The 18,649-nt window shown below is 60.8% G+C and carries 21 protein-coding genes; 6 read left to right on the top strand and 15 right to left on the bottom strand.

Annotated elements, in window-relative coordinates; translation table 11 throughout:
* Positions 1-124 precede the first annotated feature (124 nt).
* From sigJ to HF931_RS14870, 15 genes are all read right to left on the bottom strand, one after another.
* Complete coding sequence (gene sigJ / locus HF931_RS14940) at positions 125-994, bottom strand: RNA polymerase sigma factor SigJ (protein ID WP_273240800.1); 870 nt, start codon at positions 992-994, stop codon at positions 125-127.
* Positions 991-1,527, bottom strand: a complete 537-nt coding sequence (locus HF931_RS14935) for a hypothetical protein (RefSeq protein ID WP_273240798.1) — start codon at positions 1,525-1,527, stop codon at positions 991-993. The genes sigJ and HF931_RS14935 overlap by 4 nt, the downstream gene beginning before the upstream one ends.
* Before the next feature lie 102 nt (positions 1,528-1,629).
* Positions 1,630-2,094 (bottom strand): hypothetical protein, encoded by a 465-nt coding sequence (locus HF931_RS14930; RefSeq protein ID WP_035550085.1) that lies wholly within the window; start codon positions 2,092-2,094, stop codon positions 1,630-1,632.
* 193 nt (positions 2,095-2,287) lie between these two features.
* Positions 2,288-4,171 carry an ABC-F family ATP-binding cassette domain-containing protein gene (locus tag HF931_RS14925; RefSeq protein ID WP_273240795.1) on the bottom strand — a complete coding sequence of 628 codons (1,884 nt, stop codon included), beginning with the start codon at positions 4,169-4,171 and terminating at the stop codon, positions 2,288-2,290.
* Between the two features lie 48 nt (positions 4,172-4,219).
* The gene (locus tag HF931_RS14920; RefSeq protein ID WP_273014269.1) at positions 4,220-4,591 is read right to left on the bottom strand and encodes a hypothetical protein; all 372 of its coding nucleotides are present in this window, start codon (positions 4,589-4,591) and stop codon (positions 4,220-4,222) included.
* Positions 4,592-4,678: 87 nt separating this feature from the next.
* The gene (locus HF931_RS14915) at positions 4,679-5,215 is read right to left on the bottom strand and encodes a hypothetical protein (RefSeq protein ID WP_273240793.1); all 537 of its coding nucleotides are present in this window, start codon (positions 5,213-5,215) and stop codon (positions 4,679-4,681) included.
* A gap of 443 nt (positions 5,216-5,658) precedes the next feature.
* Positions 5,659-7,080 carry a M20/M25/M40 family metallo-hydrolase gene (locus HF931_RS14910; protein WP_273240791.1) on the bottom strand — a complete coding sequence of 474 codons (1,422 nt, stop codon included), beginning with the start codon at positions 7,078-7,080 and terminating at the stop codon, positions 5,659-5,661.
* A gap of 132 nt (positions 7,081-7,212) precedes the next feature.
* Entirely contained in the window at positions 7,213-8,004 is a 792-nt protein-coding gene (locus tag HF931_RS14905; protein WP_273240789.1) for a hypothetical protein, read from the bottom strand.
* Complete coding sequence (locus HF931_RS14900; RefSeq protein ID WP_273240787.1) at positions 8,001-8,762, bottom strand: hypothetical protein; 762 nt, start codon at positions 8,760-8,762, stop codon at positions 8,001-8,003. Before HF931_RS14900 ends, HF931_RS14905 begins: the two co-directional genes overlap by 4 nt.
* Complete coding sequence (locus HF931_RS14895; protein ID WP_273240786.1) at positions 8,759-9,535, bottom strand: hypothetical protein; 777 nt, start codon at positions 9,533-9,535, stop codon at positions 8,759-8,761. Before HF931_RS14895 ends, HF931_RS14900 begins: the two co-directional genes overlap by 4 nt.
* 7 nt (positions 9,536-9,542) lie before the next feature.
* A complete protein-coding gene (locus HF931_RS14890; RefSeq protein WP_273240784.1) occupies positions 9,543-10,031 on the bottom strand; it encodes a hypothetical protein in 489 nt (162 codons plus the stop codon).
* A complete protein-coding gene (locus HF931_RS14885; RefSeq protein ID WP_035549414.1) occupies positions 10,028-10,519 on the bottom strand; it encodes a hypothetical protein in 492 nt (163 codons plus the stop codon). Before HF931_RS14885 ends, HF931_RS14890 begins: the two co-directional genes overlap by 4 nt.
* Positions 10,516-11,181, bottom strand: a complete 666-nt coding sequence (locus tag HF931_RS14880; RefSeq protein WP_155841716.1) for a hypothetical protein — start codon at positions 11,179-11,181, stop codon at positions 10,516-10,518. The genes HF931_RS14885 and HF931_RS14880 overlap by 4 nt, the downstream gene beginning before the upstream one ends.
* Positions 11,182-11,305: 124 nt before the next feature.
* On the bottom strand, positions 11,306-11,887 hold the full coding sequence (locus tag HF931_RS14875; protein ID WP_273240781.1) for a murein L,D-transpeptidase catalytic domain family protein: 582 nt from the start codon (positions 11,885-11,887) through the stop codon (positions 11,306-11,308).
* Positions 11,820-12,080 (bottom strand): hypothetical protein, encoded by a 261-nt coding sequence (locus tag HF931_RS14870; RefSeq protein WP_273240779.1) that lies wholly within the window; start codon positions 12,078-12,080, stop codon positions 11,820-11,822. The genes HF931_RS14875 and HF931_RS14870 overlap by 68 nt, the downstream gene beginning before the upstream one ends.
* Positions 12,081-12,191: 111 nt before the next feature.
* On the opposite strand from HF931_RS14870, the gene HF931_RS14865 reads away from it, so the two are divergent.
* Genes HF931_RS14865 through HF931_RS14840 form a run of 6 tightly spaced genes read left to right on the top strand, consistent with a single transcriptional unit; the run spans position 12,192 to position 18,623 of the window.
* Entirely contained in the window at positions 12,192-13,280 is a 1,089-nt protein-coding gene (locus tag HF931_RS14865; protein ID WP_035549422.1) for a phosphotransferase family protein, read from the top strand.
* Positions 13,277-14,530, top strand: a complete 1,254-nt coding sequence (locus tag HF931_RS14860; RefSeq protein WP_273240777.1) for an MFS transporter — start codon at positions 13,277-13,279, stop codon at positions 14,528-14,530. The genes HF931_RS14865 and HF931_RS14860 overlap by 4 nt, the downstream gene beginning before the upstream one ends.
* Positions 14,523-15,332 carry an acyl-CoA thioesterase gene (locus HF931_RS14855; protein WP_273240775.1) on the top strand — a complete coding sequence of 270 codons (810 nt, stop codon included), beginning with the start codon at positions 14,523-14,525 and terminating at the stop codon, positions 15,330-15,332. Before HF931_RS14860 ends, HF931_RS14855 begins: the two co-directional genes overlap by 8 nt.
* Before the next feature lie 23 nt (positions 15,333-15,355).
* The gene (locus HF931_RS14850; RefSeq protein WP_273240773.1) at positions 15,356-16,267 is read left to right on the top strand and encodes a hotdog family protein; all 912 of its coding nucleotides are present in this window, start codon (positions 15,356-15,358) and stop codon (positions 16,265-16,267) included.
* 11 nt (positions 16,268-16,278) lie between these two features.
* Positions 16,279-17,316 carry an alcohol dehydrogenase catalytic domain-containing protein gene (locus HF931_RS14845; protein WP_273240771.1) on the top strand — a complete coding sequence of 346 codons (1,038 nt, stop codon included), beginning with the start codon at positions 16,279-16,281 and terminating at the stop codon, positions 17,314-17,316.
* A gap of 14 nt (positions 17,317-17,330) precedes the next feature.
* Positions 17,331-18,623: a metal-dependent hydrolase family protein gene (locus HF931_RS14840; RefSeq protein WP_273240769.1), complete on the top strand. Its 1,293-nt coding sequence runs from the start codon at positions 17,331-17,333 to the stop codon at positions 18,621-18,623.
* The last annotated feature ends 26 nt before the right edge of the window (positions 18,624-18,649 follow it).

Genomic DNA, 18,649 nt, shown 5'->3' with positions numbered 1-18,649 from the left:
AATTATCTAATAAATGAGGCCCCGCTTACCAGCAGTGAAATGCGAATGCAACTGACTTTCAATATTGTGCGGGTGACCTGTTGGCGACTGGTCCATGAGTTCAGGGAACGCGCTGTCGGCGCGTCTAAAGCGGCAGTTTGTCCGGGTTGCGCATGGCGTAGAGCCAGGCGATGCGGCCGGAAGAATCCGGGGCGAGGGTGAGGACGAGATCGACCTTTCCCTTCAGCCTGCGGATCAGGGCGGGGGCGCCATTGGCGAGGGCGGGCTCCATGGTCCAGTCTTCGCCGTCGCGCATTGATTTCATCATTACACCCATCAACACCTGAACAATATCCGCCGGGCCATGCAGCGGGCGCAGCGCCGCGCGGGCCTTGCGTCCGCCATCTGTATAGGCGGTGGCATCCGGTGACAGCAGGTCCAGCACGGCGGCGTGGTCCTGTGCAGCGGCGGCGGCCATGAAACGCTGGAGCAAATCCGCCACTTCAGACGGGGCAGCGTCAAAGCGCGGGCCGGTTTCCTGCAGGCGTTTGTGAGCACGGCTGACCAATTGACGACAGGCAGCCTCAGACTTTCCCGTTGCGGCGGCGATTTCGTCATAGCCCGCATCGAAGGCTTCGCGCAGGATAAAGGCTGCGCGCTCTGTTTCCGACAGGCGCTCCATGGCCCAGAGCAGGGCGAGCTCACATTCCTGCGCCAGGGCGAAGCGATCCTCCACGGTCAGGCTCGGCGATTCCACGATGGGCTCTGGCAACCACGGGCCGGGATATGTCTCGCGGCGGGCGCGGGCAGAGCGCAGCGCGTCGATGGCGATGCGGGCGGCGGTGCGACGCAACCAGGCACGGGGGTTCTCGATGCGCGTACGGTCTGTCCGCTGCCAGCGCAGCCACGTGTCCTGTACGGCGTCTTCCGCGCCGGCCCGCTCGCCCAGCATGCGATAGCACAGGGCGGTCAGGCCGGGGCGTTCAGCCTCGAAGATGGCGGTTTCGGCGCTCATGCGGCGAGTGTCACAATCGTATCGCCAAAGTCCAGCCTCTGGCAGGCTTGCCCGTGGCCCATACCGCGTTTCAGCACCGGGTAGATACGGCCCGACGCGGCGGCGAAGGCGCAGGACAGGGCGCATTTCCCGCCAAATTCCCTGGCGATCTCGCTGCGAAATTTGTCAGCCATCGGGTCGGCCTTGATAGCGGCCTCCGCAAAGCGGAATCCGAGCCCCATTGCCCCGGCCTTGTCGGCCTGGCCTTGGGCGCACAGGCGCAGGGTTTCCCGGTCTGCACCCGCGGCCAGCGCCATGTCGATGACCAGCTGAGCGCACGGCCCGCAATCGCCATCCAGCGTCGAGGCCAGCAATGCGCCGGTCCACACCGGCTGGCCAAGCGCCGGGCCGCGATAACGATAGAATTCCGGCAGCTTCAGCAGGCCGTAGACCGCGCCGGGCGAAACGGCGCAGATTTCATGCATGTAGCTGGTGTCATAATTGAAGCGCCGCCCGAATTTACGGATCTGGGCATTCAGAAAAGAACGGATCATGGAACTGTCTCCTGCATGGTTCAGAGACAGGACGAGACAGGGGCTGGTTTTGTGACAGGTGAGGCCCGACGGCCGATGGGCAAGCGGGCCTCAGATCAGGGGTCACTCGCTGCTGGAGTCCAGCATGGTGAGCTCGTGCATCAGGTATTGGCCTGTAATTTTGCGGAGCTCGGGATATGTCTTTGCCGTTTCGCGCGACATGTCCGCATTGGCTTCGCCCCAAGCCGTCATGAACGCATCATATTTTTCCCGCGAAGGCCCCAAGTCGGCCATGCTCGCATATTTTACGCCAAGGAGAATGTTGAAATGTCCGCTGTCCGGCATGGCACTGACCAGGATTGTGTAGTCTTCGATGTGGCCGAGGGATTTGGCCACTTCATTGGATTCGACCCATGTCGATTTGATGCCTTCGAGATAATAGTCCCCCATGTTTGAATCGACCTTGATTGTCGAGATCGACCAAACGGAATCGCTGACCGTATAATCTTCGTACACGTTCAATTGCGCCAAGGCCGGAGTCGCGAAAGCGGCCAGCGCTGCTGACAGAAGTAGTCCCTTGATATTCATTGTGTGTCTCCAAGACGAAAGAGCGCCTGCGCGCTCGCCAGTGGCCCCACCGCCACCATGACAGCAGGTTAATGTTGGTTAACGCCGGAGGCAAGTAAAAGACGGTCCGTTATCAAATAAAAATATTCAGAAGACGGTCTATTTCAATTGCTGAGCAGTCTCGGTGCTGGCGCAGTTGCTGCAGGTCGGGTGCTCAGGAGGCCGCGCTGGATGCATTTGCCGTTTCAAGCGCTTCAGCGGCCTCCATCCATTCGATTTCGGCCGCTTCGGCGGTTTCGGAATGCCTGGCGCGGTCTTTCAGCAACTTTTCGAGTTCGTCAGCGGGAGGGGTGCCGTTTGCCAGTTTGGCGTCGATCTTCGCAATGGCGGTATTCGCCTTGTCGAGGCGCTCTTCAGCGTCACGGGCGGTTTTCTTCAGGGCGCTGAGATGCTTTTTCTCTTCCGGAGAGATCTCTTTCGGCGTGGCAGGCTTGGCCGCCTTCGCGCCCTTGGTGTCGTCGCGGTCCGCCTTCATGACGAGGGCGCGATAGTCGGCTAGGTCTCCGTCATAGGGCGCGGCGCGGCCATTATTGACCAGCCAGAGCCGGTCGGCGGTGGCCTCGGCAAGGTAGACATCGTGCGTGATCAGCAAGACGGCGCCGGGGAATTCGTTCAGTGCGTAGATGAGCGCCTCGCGGCTGTCGATGTCGAGGTGAGAGGTCGGCTCGTCCAGGATGAGGATGTGCGGCGCGGCCGACGACATGAGGCCGAGCAGGAGGCGCACTTTTTCGCCGCCGGACAGTTTCTCGACATTGGTTTCGACCTTTTCGTGGCTGAAGCCCATTGCGGCAGCGGCGGCGCGCACTTTTGCCGGCGTGGTGCCGGGCGGCATGATGCGCTGGACGTGTAGCAGCACGCTATCGCCTTCGGAGAGTTCGTCCAGCTGGTCCTGAGAGAAGTAGCCGATCCGTACGGCCTTTGGCACAACGCGCTCCCCACCCAGAAGGGAGAGGCGCTCACCGATGGATTTGACCAGCGTCGTCTTGCCCTGTCCGTTCGCGCCGACAATGGCAATCCGGTCGTCCGGGTCCAGACGAAGGTTCACCTTGTCCAGAATGACCGCGTCCTCCCCATAGCCGAGCGTGGCATTGCGCAACTCCAGCATGGGCGGGGCGAGCTTGTCCTTAGGCGGGGCGAAATGGAACGGCGTCGTGCGGTCTTCCACCGGGATGGAGATGTCCTGCATCTTTTCAAGCATCTTGATGCGGGACTGGGCCTGACGCGCCTTGGACGCCTTGGCACGGAACCGGTCGACAAATGCCTGCAGGTGCTGGCGGTCCTTGTCCTGTTTGGCTTTCTGGGATTCGAGCTGGGCGAGCTTGGCGGCGCGCAGCTTCAGCCAGTCATCATAGCCGCCCGGTGTGATGGAAAGCTTGCGATGCTCCAGCGCCATTGTGTGCGTCACACAGCGGTTTAGAAGCTCCCGATCATGGCTGACAATCAAGACGGTATACGGATATTTCTTGATGTAGGATTCCAGCCAGGCAGCGCCTTCAAGGTCCAGATAGTTGGTCGGCTCGTCCAGCAGCAGGAAGTCTGGCTGGGAGAACAGGACGCCGGCAATGGCGGCCCGCATGCGCCAGCCGCCCGAGAACTCCTTTGTCGCGCGGCCAAGGTCTTCGGTGGTGAAACCGAGCCCGTTGAGCACTTCGGCGGCGCGGGACTCGGCCGTCCAGGCGTCGATGTCCAGAAGGCGTTCATGGATTTCGCCGATCCGGTCAGGATCCGTCGCGGTTTCGGATTCCAGCATCAACGCGTGGCGTTCCGTGTCTGCGGCGAGGACAACGTCCAGAATGGTGTCATCCGTCGCGGCGACCTCCTGCGCGACCCAGCCGAGCCGGGCGCCGGAGTTCAGGCGGATGGCGCTGTCGGCGCGCGGGTTCTCGACGTCTTCGCGGATCAGACGCAGCAGGGTGGATTTGCCGGTGCCATTGCGGCCGACCAGGCCGACCTTCCAGCCAGCAGAGATCTGCGCCGTGGCGGACTCGAACAGTGGCCGGGCTTCGATCTGGAAGTCGAGGTTGGAAATCGTAAGCATGCGCGGCGGTCTACTAGAGACCACCGCGAACGCAAGGGGGTGGGTGCGCTACCGGATGACGATATTGATCAGCGCGATGTCGGGCTGGGGTTTACCCTTCATAGGCGTGGGACGGTGATAATAGCCGTGGTGCCCGACATATATTTTCTTTGGCCCGGTATAGGTCATTTTGCGGGTCACGCGTTCACCCCGAGACGGAACGTACGTCCAGGCGGATGCGGGACAATTGACTTCCCGCATGTCGCGGATGTCCTCGCGCCGGTCAGCGCGTCCATAGTCAACACGTTGGTCGATGCGGTCTTCGCGTAAATCGGGACAACGGGACGGGTCGAGCCGCCATTCACCGGCTGAGGCGGTGCCGGCTGCGGCAAGGGTCAGGGCGCCCAGCAGGGCGATGCGGACGGGAGACAGGGCAGGCATGGTGTTTCTCCTCTGTTGGTCTGTCAGGGATGAAACGGACGCGGCGCGAAAATCCGTCGGTGTGTCGAAAGTTTCATGCAGCGCCGGTCAGCAGCTGGCAGGTGCGGGGGAAGGCGAAGGCGCGCCTTCGAACAGGGCGTAGAGCGAGGCGCCTGCATGGGTGCGGGGCTCTGTGCTGCAGACGAGGAATTGCTGGAAGGCGGGAGAGAACGCCACGTAACGGTTCGGCCACCAGCCACTTTTCACGCCGGGGCTGTGGTAGAAGCGCAGGATCGAGCTTTCCCAGCCTTTCCACTGGTCACCATCCAGCGCGTCGGCCTGATGCTGGTACCAAGCCTGCTCGCACAGCTTGAAGAAGGAAAACAGGAAATAGTGGGCGAGGATGCGCTCGTCCCGGGTGGCTGTGGACCAGTCCCGGCAGGCGGATGCGAGCGCCAGGCCCATGTCAGGCGCGGCCATGCCCGGCACGTTTATCGCGGCAATGGCTGCGGTAAGCGACTGGACGGATGCGGTGCGCTGGGCCCGCGTGTTCTGGCGAATGGAGATGATTACCGCGATCAGCGACAGGATGACGGCGACCGAGGCAATGATCTGGGAGACGAGATAGGCGTCATTGAGGGTCAAAGCCAATCCTCCCGACCTTGTGAAGGTCGCTGCCCGAAAGCCTGTAATGGGCTCGACGAACAGAGCACGGATGGTTTCCACGCCAATGGTTGACGGGGGAAACTAGCACAAAAGCAGGGGGGAGTCTCGCGAAGGATGTGTCTGGCCGGCGAAAAGGGAGCCCGTCATGTCATCAGTAAGGGGGCACTGTGGGCTGACATGACGGGCAGTTCGCTGTGGGCTGGGGGGGGACGGTGCACCACAGCGAACAGGGTCTCTTCGACACAGTTGATGTAGGCGCGCCAAGCGCGAGGGCAAAGGGCCTCACGCCTTCGTGATGGGTGAAGTTTGGGTAATGTTGCACGAGCGCCTGGAGCATATGCAGCTGCGGAAAGTCACGCGTCCCGCAGCCAGCAGCGACCCATACAAAAATTCGACCGACGGGGCCCCGGTCTTTCGTGGATTTAATTCTCCGACCCGGCAAGGTCTTTCAGGATAATGGACCAATGATCGAGCCCGTCATAGAAGCTCGCAACGGGAAGGCGTTCATTCAGGCCATGAGCGAACGTATCGTTCTGCTTGGCGGCCGCCGCTGATATGCCGACCGTGTCATAGCCGAGATTGCGATAATGCATGCCATCCGTGCCGCCCGATGACATGTGCGGCAGGATCGGCACCTCGACACCGCGCTCTGCGAGCGAGGCCTTGATTGCGTTGGTCACGTCTTCGCGCAGGATGGATTCCGGGCTTTCAACAAGGTCGGAGATCAATTCGAACTTCACGCCTTCATTGTCGATGACGTCTTTCAGTGTGGCCTCGGTCGCCTCAATGCCGACCCCCGGGAAGATGCGGCAATTGACGGTGACGGTGGCGGATTGCGGCAGTGCGTTTTCGGCATGTCCACCGCGCAGCATGGTTGCCACGCAAGTGGTGCCGATGGTGCCGACGGTTGCCGGATTGGCGCGCAGTACCGCGATCGCGTCTTCATTGGACGGGTCATCGGCAAAGTCCCGCATCGCCTGACCGAGTTTGTCGAGCCGCTGGCGCCCGCCGATGCGGAGCGATGCGCGTGTCAGTTCGCTCGACATGACCGGGAATGTGTGGTCCCGAATTTTCAGGATCGCCTCGGAGAGTTCGTAGATTGCATTGTCCGCGCGCGGAGTAGATGAGTGACCACCCGGGTTGGTCACGGTCAGCTCCCAGGTTGCATAGGTCTTTTCAGCGCCCTGTACGCCGTAATATAGTGGCTGGCCATTTGGTCCGAGTGCCAGACCGCCCGCATCGGCGTTCAGCACGAATTCCGGCTTGATATGCTCATGGACATATTGGGCCTGACCGCGGGTTGAGACCATACCGGTCTCTTCATCACCGGACAGCACCATGACAATGTCACGGTTCGGCTTCCAGCCTTCGTTTTTCAGGCGAATGAACGTTTGGACCAGATTGGTCACACCATACTTGTTGTCAGCGGTTCCGCGCCCGAAGAAATAGCCGTCTTCCTCAATCAGTTCATACGGCGCCCGAACCCAATCCTCGGCCAGCGCATCGACCACATCCGCATGGGCGAGCAGAACGATGGGTGCCTTCACAGGGTCTTCGGCCCGGTACCAGACCATTAGGCCCTGTGTAGCCTCGCCATTGTTTTCGTAGTTTGTGACCTTCATGTCTTCGTCGGCAAACCCGGCGGCAGACAGTTCGCTCATCAGGTATTCGAAGACTTCCGGTACATTTTCCTGCCCACGGGCAGACCGGATCGAGACGACCTCGGCGTAGATCTCGCGCGCTTTCAATTCGTCTTCGGTGCGCTCCTGCGCGACAGCGACGGGCGTCAGGCAGCTTGCGCCCAGCAGTGCAGAAAGGGCGAAAAGCGAATGTCTCGTGGTCATGGTCACTCCTTGGTGTCGGGGCGCGGGCAGTCCGCGGAATCATTTTTTCGTACTTTAGTCATATGCTGACGAGAGTCAGTAGCGATATCGGGCAATGTCGGGTCAGCATCCGTTCGGATCGGTGCCGGAGGATCATCGCGTTGCCTCCAGATCAGACACCAGCGACGCGGCTTGTCGATCAAGGTAATCAAGAAACGACGGCAGCCACGCAAGTTTGCTCAGCTGGAAATTCAGCTGCAATCGAAGCGCCTCGGACTCCCGCAGATTTTCGGCTGAGTGCGAAACGAGAGAAAAATCTTCTGGCGGCGGACAGTTTTCGTAGAATGAATCCGGATTTGCACCCGGTTGGCTGGGTTCGGGACTGGCTGCCGAGGAGAGACAGTCACCAATGACCATACCGACGCGGCCTTCGATCAATTGGCGCGACAGGTCGCGATATCCCGACTGGAATATCGTCAGCGTTTCAATCTCGTTGACCGAGTCTTCATAATAGTCGCGCAGTCGGCGCTGCATCGATCCGCTGGCAATGAGGTCGAGATCACCGGAATTCTGAAGTTCCCTGTAAATCTGCGCCGACGGCTCGAACGGCCATTCGCCACCGGCAATCCAGCTGTCCAGGACAAATCCCCACGTTTCATCAATCGTTTCGGGCGGATCGGACCGCAGCGCATCATCCACGCGCAGAGCGGCTTCCTGGACCTCCGCGTACCATTGCCGACGAACCGCAAAGGCATCCAGATCAGCATGGAGATCCGCAATCAGCCGCTCACGCGAGGTCTCGGCCTCAAGACGATCCTTCCGCGCCTCGTTCCAGTTGTTCACCTGCAGACCGATGAAGACGCCGAAAACGACAATCAGCGTTTCGATGATGACGGTGAACCAGTCCTGCTTCCGGATGGAGGTGGCGAGGCGCTGGAGGATCACTGGCGGCGCTCCAGTTCGGCTTCGATTACCTCCAGGGCGATTTCTGCTGTCTGGTTCTGGACTATGAGATCAGCTGGAGTAGCGGTGTGGAGGCCGACCCATTCAGTGAGAAGGAGCGGGATGTCAGGCGTGTCGGCAATTCTTCCGACAGCGCGCTCGGCGGCTTTGTCGCTGATGCCTTTCGCGCAATCGAGAATGTAGGTCTCGGCACCGTCGTTCAGGATGTAACAATTATCCCAGTAGAATTCCTGCGCGTCGAACGGGATGAGCTGGCGTACGCGGGAGCGATAGGCAGGCATCTCGTTGGTGATTGACAGGGTGGCATTCTGGGCAAGGTAGCCTTCGACCACGTCGACGATGTCGCGAGAGCGAGGAAAGCCCTGCCGGCGCATTTCGTCATAGGTGGACCGGTCGACCTCGATAGATTGCCACTGCGAGGCGTGAAAGAAATCGACCAGCACATTCCAGCACTCATCACCGCAGCTTTCGTCTGACTCAAGGAAATCAAGCGAGCGCTTGCCGGCAGCGACCACCTGCTGGATGGCATCGACTTTCTGATCGGTGAGGCGGATGGATGTCTCGATTTCCTGATGCAGTGCGCGGAGGAGTTCCGTTTCCTGCGCCCGCTCGGCGCGAGCCTCGTTCCAGTTGCCGAGCTGGAGGCCGAGGAACACGCCGAGCACGACGATCAGCGTTTCGATGACGACCGTGAACCAGTCCCGCCTGCGGATCGCATTGGTGAGACGGCGGAGGATCATGGGGTGACCCCATCATTGCGAAGCCCGTCAATGACGATCTCGAGGGTGGCGATGTTTCCGTCAATATTATTGCGCACGGTGGCAACCATGGAATACTGGTGGCGCAAGGCTTCCCGAATTGATGGCGAAGATTTCAGTTCAAGTGCTGCTGCCTCGAGCACGGCCTCATCCACATCTATACGACACTCCGCTACAAAACCGGTAATGATGCCGGCTTCGTCTACCGTGTCACTGCACCCTTCCCTGATCGCCAGCTGGAGTGGCAGCGGAATGAGTGCCCGGACTGCAAACCTGTAGGGCGTACCCTGCAGCAGGCTATTGGTCTCGTCGTTCAGATCCTGAAACTTGTAATACTCTGACAATCCATCCGCCACCTCCTGGCTCGGCAGCAGGCCGAGATGCCCGGAAGAGACGATCTGATCCCACGTCGCCCGGTCGGTCGGATTGTTGCCGAACTCGCTCGCCCGGTAAGCGGCGGCAACGAGATCCTTCGGATTTGCATCGGGGCTGTCCAACAGCCGATCAGCCTCTGCGACACTGGCGAGCACCTGATCATAATAGGCGCGCAGGATCAGATTGCCGGCCAGGTCCTGTTCAAGGTCGGCGACCAGGCGAGTCGTGTATTGTTTACCCAGCTCCCGGTCTGCCCGCGCGCTATTCCAATTATTGACCTGAAGGCCGAGAAACACACCAAGCACGACAATTAGCGTCTCGATCAGAACGGTGACCCAATCCTGCTTTCGCAGTGCGGTGGTCAGGCGGCGGAGGATCATGCTCAGTCTACTCCACAGCCTGCAACTGGTCCCACAGATCAATCGGGGGCACGTCTCGCACCATGCCGTCGACCATGTCCGCGAACCCGGCATTGAAATAGCCCCGGCAGAGCTGCCACAGGGCACGTCCGCGCGGCGTGCCGAGGACGAAATAAATGACGCCCTGATACGTCTCCCACGACTCCTTCGTGATCGCGCCGTTCTGGTATTGCAGCCACTCATATTCGCGCGCCCGCATCTGGCCGATCATCCAGAAAAACAGCTTGGTCTTCTCCTCGAAGCTCGGCGTTTCGGTCTGCGAGAAGATGCGGCCCAGTTCCGGGTAGTCGACGAATTTGTAGACGCCGGTCTGGTCATAGGTGAGCTGCGCCTGACGGCTTTCGGAGCGCATCTGCTGCGCGCCCTGGTGCACCTGCAGGGCAAGATAGATGAGCGTCGCTGCCACAACGACGACGCCGATAATCTGTGCAATGAGGGCGGCTTGTTCGAGGGTCATGGCTCCATCTCCAGAAGCGGCGCGGTCGGCCCGGCTTTGATCAGTTCGTCGACAAGCTTGCGGAAGCTTGGCGGGAAGTGGTGGCGCCGCGCCTTCCAGAAGCCCTGATAATATTTGGAAGCCAGATGGTCGCGAAAATGGTTTTGCGAATGTCGCCAGAAGTCTTCCTCGAAGACCTTCTTGCGGGCCTGATAATGCATCACCTGATAGCCGCGTGTGACCATTGTGTAGAATACGTTGAGGCGCGTCCTGTCCGCGGCTTCAAACTCCTGTGGATCCGTGTCCAGCCCTCGCAGGAACAGATCGACCATTCCGGCTTCGCTGAGGATCTTCATATGGTCGCGGAAGATGTCGTAATAGCCAACCGCGGTCGCGATGCGCTGCTGGTCGGCAGAGTGTCTCAACTGGAAACCGACAAAGATCAGTGACGCAATCACCGCAACCGACGAGACAATCCCGGCAATGAAATAGAGCTGCTCCAACGTCATTCCGGCGCGTCCTCATCTGTCTCGCTGGCCGTTGCGTCTGCCGGTAACTTCAGTGAGTCCATGTACCCTACGAGGAAATCCTCATCGAGGGCGGCGATGATCGGGCCGGCGTCCCTTTGCATGGCCGTGCCTTCCCAGCCGGGGGCCTGCAGCGCCCACCAGTGTTTGGCGAACCGCGATCCGAAATAGAAGGGGGCCGTGTTCGCGATGTGCTGGCGCACGCGCTCGTCCGAGATCAGCCCGGCATCGCGCATCATGAACATCTGGTCCCATTGCAGCATGATCGCGACGAGGACGCTGCCAGCCGCCTGGTTTTCGGTGTCGCTCAAGGCTTCCGGCGTACGGATCGCCTTGATCCAGATGGCCGACATCTCCGGCTTGGCGATGTTGAACTCGATTTGAGCCAGCAAGTCATTCTTCTGCTGGTCCATCGCCGCGCGTGTCAGAGCCGCGTTCTGGCGCACTTCCACAATCAGGACGACAAGGCCCAGCAGCACGCCAATATTCGCGCCGAGGGTCAGCCAGCGATTGAGCCGCTCCAGCGGGGTGGGTCCGGGCGCGGCGGATGGTACGGTCGGGGGCGTTTCAATGGGCGGCGAGGATGGTGGATCAACACGCGCTGGCTTACGTCGTAGACGGGGCAGGGCAAACGGAAATTTCACGAGGCGTCCGGCCTCGCACAATTTGTCCCAAGATGATCAGACGCGTCGTCTGCCAGCATGTTTTCGTCCCCCAATCATGCACTTTAAGCCGGGAATGGGGGGTGACAAGCACTTTCCGGGGGGCTTAGCGCCCAACGAAGATCAACGTGCCTTGCGGGACAAGGATCATGAACGCGTCGAGGTCGGCGCGGGAGAAGACGATGCAGCCGAGAGACCGGCCGAGTTTGCCATACCTGTCGATCATGCCCGGTTCTGCATAGTCGGCGGCATGGATGACGATGGCGCGGCGGCGCGCATTGGCGTTTGTCTCGTCCAGCCCGTCAAGGCGCAGGGACCGGCCGTGCCGGCCCTGATATTTTTCAGCGGTCAGGAAGGCGCCTTCCGGGCTCGCGCCGGAGCCGGGTATGTCCGAGAATTTCTCCAAATAGCCGTCATGATCCTTGTCGGAGCCCCGACCGTGCGTCGTGCGGAAGGCGTTGACGAGGCCGGTTTCGAGGTCGACCACGAAGAGGCGCTTTTGCGCGGAATGCAGGCTGTAGTCGACGACGACCAGACGCTCCGAACTGGCGTGAGCGGCGTGTTCATGGAGCGCACCGATTGCCTGTTCCAGAAGATCCGGGCGGATCAGGCGGTCTGGATCAATCGCCTCGGCCTGGGAGAAGTGCGGCAGGCAGAAGAGGGATAACAGAATCAGGAAATGGCGCATCGGCAGGCGGGCTTTCGAGCGAGTGGACACGGGGGCGGCGCGGCGAAAGGTCCGCGGGGGAGAGCCATCGTTTCAGCTGGCGGGCTGCCAGAATCAGTTCACGGGCAAGGACGACGAAGATGATGGCCATCAGGGTCAGCAGGCCGATCACAAGATAGGCGAGGGTTCGGGCGAGGGTCTCCATGTTTCGCATGATGCGAGCCTTTCAATCGGATTGGCCGGTGCGGACGTCGCGGAAGGCCTTGGCGTCGCGTAAGCCGTGAGTATGTTGTGGCAGGCAAAATTGTAGAAAAGAGGGCGAAAAATGGCCGAGGGAGAAACCGCTGAGGAATTGTTCACAGGCACCAAGCCTGTCGCGGACACTCACAAATTCGATGAGGCTAAGCTCGCTGCGTGGATGGAGGCGAATGTCGAGGGCTATGAAGGCCCGCTCGAAGTGCGCCAGTTCAAGGGTGGCCAGTCCAACCCGACCTATCAGCTGGTGACGCCGAACAAGAAATACGTCATGCGCCGCAAGCCGCCCGGCAAGTTGTTGCCGAGCGCCCATGCCGTTGACCGGGAATATCGTGTGATTTCCGCCCTCTACCCCCTCGGCTATCCTGTGGCGCGGCCCTACGGCCTGTGCACCGATGAGAGTGTGGTCGGCACGATGTTCTATGTCATGGACATGGTGGAAGGCCGCATCCTGTGGGATGGCACCTTGCCGGATTACGAGCCGGCCGAACGCCGTGCGATCTATGAGGCGAAGGTGAAGACCTTTGCGGACCTGCACAATGTCGACTGGCGCGCTGCGGGCCTCGAAGGCTTCGGCAAGGAGGGCGACTATGTGGCCCGCCAGATCCATCGCTGGACCAAGCAGTACAAAGCGTCCGAGACCCAGCACATCCCGGAGATGGAACAGCTGATCGAATGGCTGCCGAACAACATCCCGCCGGGCGACAAGACCACGATCGTGCACGGGGATTATCGCCTCGACAATATGGTGCTGCACCCGACCGAGCCGCGCGTGATCGCTGTGCTGGACTGGGAGCTTTGCACGCTGGGCGACCCGCTGGCGGACTTCTCCTATCACTTGATGAACTGGGTGATGCCGCCAGGCGATTCCTCGCGCGGCTCGATCATGGCGATTGATGACCTCAAGGCCTGGGGTATTCCGACGATGGACGAATATGTCGATCTCTACTGCAAGCATACGGGCCGCGATGGCCTGCCGGAGCTTGACTATTACTTTGCGTACAATGGCTTCCGTCTTGCGGGCATTCTGCAGGGCATCATTGGCCGCGTACGCGATGGCACCGCCAACAGCGCGAATGCCGAGTCGAATGCGGCGCGGGTTGTGCCGCTGGCAAAGTTTGCGGCTGAATATGCGCGTCGTGCCGGGATGCCCGGGTGAGTTCTGTGCCGCCCGGCCAGCCGGGCAGCGAGGCTGACTACCGACAGCTGAGCCGCCGCGATTTGTGGCTGCTGACGCTTGCCTGCGCGGTGGTGACGGCGAACGCCTACTATATCCACCCGATCATCGCGCTTGTGGCAGATGATTTCGGCGTGTCCGCTTCCGAGATCGGACTTGTTCCCGCGCTCAACCAGATCGCGCTGGCATTCGGCATCTTCCTGTTGCTGCCCTTGGGCGACCGGTTCAGCAATCGGACGCTCGCCACCATATTCGCGGCGGGGCAGTTCGTGGGCATGGCGGCGATGGCGTTCGCGACGGATTTCCGCGTCTTCGTGGCGGGCTCGACCTTTCTCGGCTTCTCGACGATCACCCCCTACCTTTTGCCAGCCTATGCGTCGAAGCGTGTGTCGCTGGCCCGGCTGGGGCAGACTACCGCGACGCTGACGACAGGCGTGATCAGCGGCATCCTGGTCGCGCGGGTGGGCGGCGGCTGGCTGGGCGAGCATTATGGCTGGCGCAGCGTGTATTATGTTGCCACCGCGCTCATGGCTGCGGTGACGCTGCTTTTGCCCCGGATCATGGATGCGCGCCAGAAACGAAGTGCTGAAGGTGAACGGCAGGGCTATGTTTCCTTGATCCTGTCCCTGTTTCCCGTCGTGCGACGCCACCCCGAAGTGGTATTGTCCGGCACGATGCAGGGGCTGGCGTTCGGCATTTTCCTGGCCGTATGGCTGGGACTTGGCCTGTACCTGACCAGTCCGGAGATGGGGTATGGCGCAGATGTGGTCGGGTATCTGGCAGCGCTCGGCCTGATAAACATGTTCACCACGCCGATCCTTGGCCAATGGGCCGACCGGATCGGTCCGCGCCGGCTGCGGGCTGTTGTGGGTCTCGTCCAGTTTACGGGCGTCTGCCTGCTGGGCGTGCTGGGCCACAATGTCTGGACGCTGCTTGTGCCGCTGATGCTGATGAATGTGGTTGGCCCGTTGATTGATGTGACGGGGCGGATGACGTTCCTGAGCCAGCCGCCTGATGTGCGGACGCGGCTGATGACGGCTTACATCATCCTGATGTTCATCGGCGGTGGGCTCGGCAGCTGGCTGGGGACAAGCGTCTACGAAATCTGGGGTTGGTCCGGCACGGCGACGATGGCGCTGGTCATGTCGGGGGCACTGCTGGCATTGGCGGTTGTGGCCACGCGGCTGGACCCGAAGCGCGGCGCATCAAGCGGGAAGGAATTGGATGGCTGACGGCGAACACGCACGCGACGCATTCTGGGTGCCGTCGCAATCGGCGGTGGACCCTGACCGGTTCACCTATACGGTTCCGCAGGCGGCTTGTGTTGGCCCTTATGAGAGCCAATTCCTGATGGGCGGTGTATCGATGGCGGCTTGTATCCATGCGTTGCAGGTCGCGACCGATCTTCCCTTGCTGTGGGCAACGGTCCAGTTCGCCGGTGCGACGGGATTGGGCGCGGATCTCGACATTCATGTTACGCGCTTTGCTGAGGGCCGATCTGCCACGCAGGCCGTGGCGGATTTGACGGACAATGGGCGGATGGTCGTGCATATGGCGGCGGCGCTGGGCGGCGTGACCGATGGACCGCAGCATCAATTTGTTCAGATGCCGGAGGTCCCGGCACCGATGGATTGTGCGCCGAGCCGGGACATTCCCTTTGCCCGGCCGGACAATTTGGCGGGACATATCGAACGGCGAGAGGCGTATCAAAATGACGAGACCGGCGAGGAATATGTCTGGGTGCGGGTTCGCGATACCGGCATTCCCGATGCGCCCTTGCTGGCGCTGATGTCAGACTTTTTTCTGGGCGCCCATTCGAAGACGCGCGGCGGGCGCAGCCTGGACAATACGGTTCGCATGCATGCGACTGCGAAATCCGACTGGGTGCTGAATGTGACGCGTATGTCCGGCTTTGCGTCCGGCGTAGCTCACGGCACGCTTCACCAGTTCGATGAATCCGGGATGCTTCTGACCACCGCCAGCCAGACCGGATTCATGGCGCGGCCCCAGAACTTGCCCGAACAAGAAAGATAAGAGACGATAAGGACGGAGGAAACATGACAGAGACGATCAAGGGGCCGCTGCGCGCGCCCGCACAGATGCTGCAGGACCAGTCCTATGATGGGCACAAGAGCCTGCACGATGACAGCGAAGCCGAGCGTCTCGGCATCAAGGCCGGACCTATTGAAGGGCCAACGCATTTCTCTCAGTTCGTGCCGTATCTGGTTGAAATCTGGGGAGATGCGTGGCTGGAGCGCGGCTGCTTCTCCAGCCACTTCCTGAACATGGTGTTCGAAGGCGAGAAGGTGCGTGTCGAAGTGGACCGCCCGGAGGCCGGCGCGACACGGACAATGTGCCGGGCTTTCAAGGAAGACGGTACGCCGGTCTTGGAGGCCAGCGCGTCCATCGGGCCGGATCATGGCGAGACCCTGCTGGAAGGCCGTATGGCGAAGCTGCGCCCGGCAGATGACCTGGTGATCCTGTCAGACCTGCATGTCGGCATGACCGGCGCAGCGGATGAAGTGGTCACAATGGGGGCGGAACAGCATATGGGGAACCTGTACCCGTTTTCGCTGGCCGACAAGCTGAAGGTAATTACAGAGCCGATGGACATCTACCATGATGCGTCGGCGTCAAAATGGGGTAAGCCTGTTGTGCCCTTGGAAATGGTCAGTGTGCTGGGCAATTACTCCAACCGGAATTCGAAGTTCCCTGTGAAGCAGCCTGCGATCGGCCTGTTTGCTGATCTGGAAATCCGCATGATCGAGGGGCCGCTTCTGGTGGACGAAACCTATGTGCTGCGTCGTGAAGTGGTGGCGCTGTCGGAAAGCCGCCGAGTGGAGAATTACTGGATCCGCACGCGCTTCTTCGATGCGGCGGGTGAGACGCAAGTCGCCGAGATGCTGTTGAACCACGGTGTGATGAAGGCGAGCTATCCGCATTATCCCGCTGATCGTCTGCCAGCCTGAGGAGACACACCATGAAGGGTTTGTTGTACCAAGGGACGCGGGACATCGCCTATGGTGACGCGCCGGAGCTGAAACCGGAAGACACGCGCAGCGCCATCGTGAAAATGACCGCCTGTGGCATCTGCGGGTCTGACCTGCATATCTATCAGGGCCACGGGTTCAGTGAAGAGACTGGCTATTGCGTTGGTCATGAAGCCGTCGGCGAAGTGGTCGAGACCGGTAGTGGCGTATCGCGCTTCAAGGCGGGCGACCGGGTCATGATCTCGGCAGCGGTCGGGTGTGGCAGCTGTGTGCCATGCATGAGCGGCAATATGAATGAATGCGCAAACCATGCGGGCCGTTGCTATGGTCTGGGGCCGGGGCTGCAAGGTGTTCAGGCCGAGTATGCGATGGTGCCGGTGGCTGATTTCGGACTGGCGCTCATCCCGGACGGGATCAGCGACGATCAGGCCGTTCTGTTGACGGACAATTTACCGACGGCCTGGCATGGCCTGAAAGGCGCAGACATTCAACCCGGCGCGACGGTGGCCGTGGTCGGCTGCGGACCGATCGGGCTGATGGCCGTGGAAGGCGCGTTCCTTATGGGCGCGGCGAAAGTTTATGCCGTTGACCTTGTGCCGGAGCGACGCGCAATGGCCGAGGCGCTGGGCGCAATCGCGCTGGACGCAGGCGAGGCCGCGCAGATCGTGCAGGAGCAGACCAAGGGTCGCATGTGCGACAGCGTGGTGGAATGCGTCGGCGCAGATCCGGCGATCCATTTGTCTCTGAAACTTGCGAAGGCTGCGGGCACGGTGTCCTGTATTGGCGTGAACCAGACGATGGATTTCAAATTCCCAATGGCACTGGCCTTCATCAAGAATCTGACCTTCCGCACGGGCACATGTTCGGTGCCGGAACATTGGCCGGAATTGATTCCTTTGGTGCAGGCTGGCAAGCTGACGCCGGAACGCACGATTACCCATCACATGCCGCTATCGGACGGGGCCGAGGCGTACCGCATGTTTGATGCGCGCGAGAATGGCGCGATGAAAATGATCCTGACACCCTGACGGAGGCAAAGCCCATGACAAAGATAATGAGAAAACTCGCAACTGGTGCAGCACTCGCGACGGTGATGACCGGGGCCGCGATGGCGGATACGACCGTGATCCATGCCGGGCATGTGCTGGCGGAACCGGGCGAAGGATATTTGACGCGCCAGACCATCACTGTGGAAGACGGCAAGATCGTTTCCGTGGAGGCGGGCTATCAGCGTGCCCCGCGCGGCGCGGAGCTGATCGACCTGAAAGATGCCTATGTGCTGCCCGGACTAATCGACAGCCACGTGCACATCACCGGTGAGAATGGGCCGAACGAGCGGATCAAGGCGTTCGAGGATACGGATGTCGATGCCGCCTTTGATGGCGCAGGATTCGCCTATGTCACGCTGCTCTCGGGCTTCACGACGGTTCAGGATGTCGGCGCGTCGAACAATGCGATTTTCGGACTGCGGGATGCCATTGCGAAGGGGAATGTGCCGGGGCCGCGTATCCGCGCATCCGGGCAGGCAATCAGCGTGACCGGCGGGCATGGCGATGTGAATGGCTATTCGCCAGAGGTCATGGCCTTGTTCACGGGCAAGAATGTCTGCAATGGCGCTGATGATTGCCGCCGCGCCGTGCGCCAGCAGATCAAGGAAGGCGCCGACGTTATCAAGATCACCGCGACGGGCGGGGTGCTGTCCAACACACGCGCGGGTCTGGAACAGCAGTTCACGGATGACGAGTTGGTGGCGATTGTCGAGACGGCGCATTCGATGGGTCGCAAGGTGACCGCGCATGCGCATGGCAAGGGCGGCATTATCGCCGCGCTGAATGCGGGCATCGATTCCATCGAACACGGCACCTATACCGACGATGAAACTGTGGCCCTGTTCAAGGAGCATGACGCGGTGCTGGTGCCGACTGTGCTGGCAGGCGCGACGGTGACGGGCTGGGTGAACGAGCCGTGGCTGCCTGCGCCAAGCCGTGAAAAAGCTGCGATCATTGGGCCGATGATGGTCGAGACTTTGCGCCGCGCGCGGGCCGGCGGCGTAACGGTTGCGTTCGGAACCGACACCGGCGTGTCCAAGCATGGCGATAATGCCGGCGAATTCGACCTGATGATCGAAGCGGGCTACACGCCGGAAGAAGCTATCCGCACGGCGACCGTCGTGGCGTCAGAGCATGTCGAAATGGCGGATCAGATCGGCACGATCTCGGCGGGCAAGCATGCCGACATCATTGCCGTCATGGGGGACCCATTGAAAGATATTGGCGAACTGCATGATGTTGATTTCGTCATGAAGGACGGAACTGTCTACAAACAGGTGCAATAGAGGCAGGGGCTTCGCCTCTGCCGCGA

The organism is Hyphomonas atlantica corrig. (genome assembly GCF_017795365.1).
Lineage (GTDB): Bacteria > Pseudomonadota > Alphaproteobacteria > Caulobacterales > Hyphomonadaceae > Hyphomonas > Hyphomonas atlantica.
Note: the sequence above shows the minus strand (reverse complement) of the source record. Positions and strands in the feature narration are given on the sequence as shown.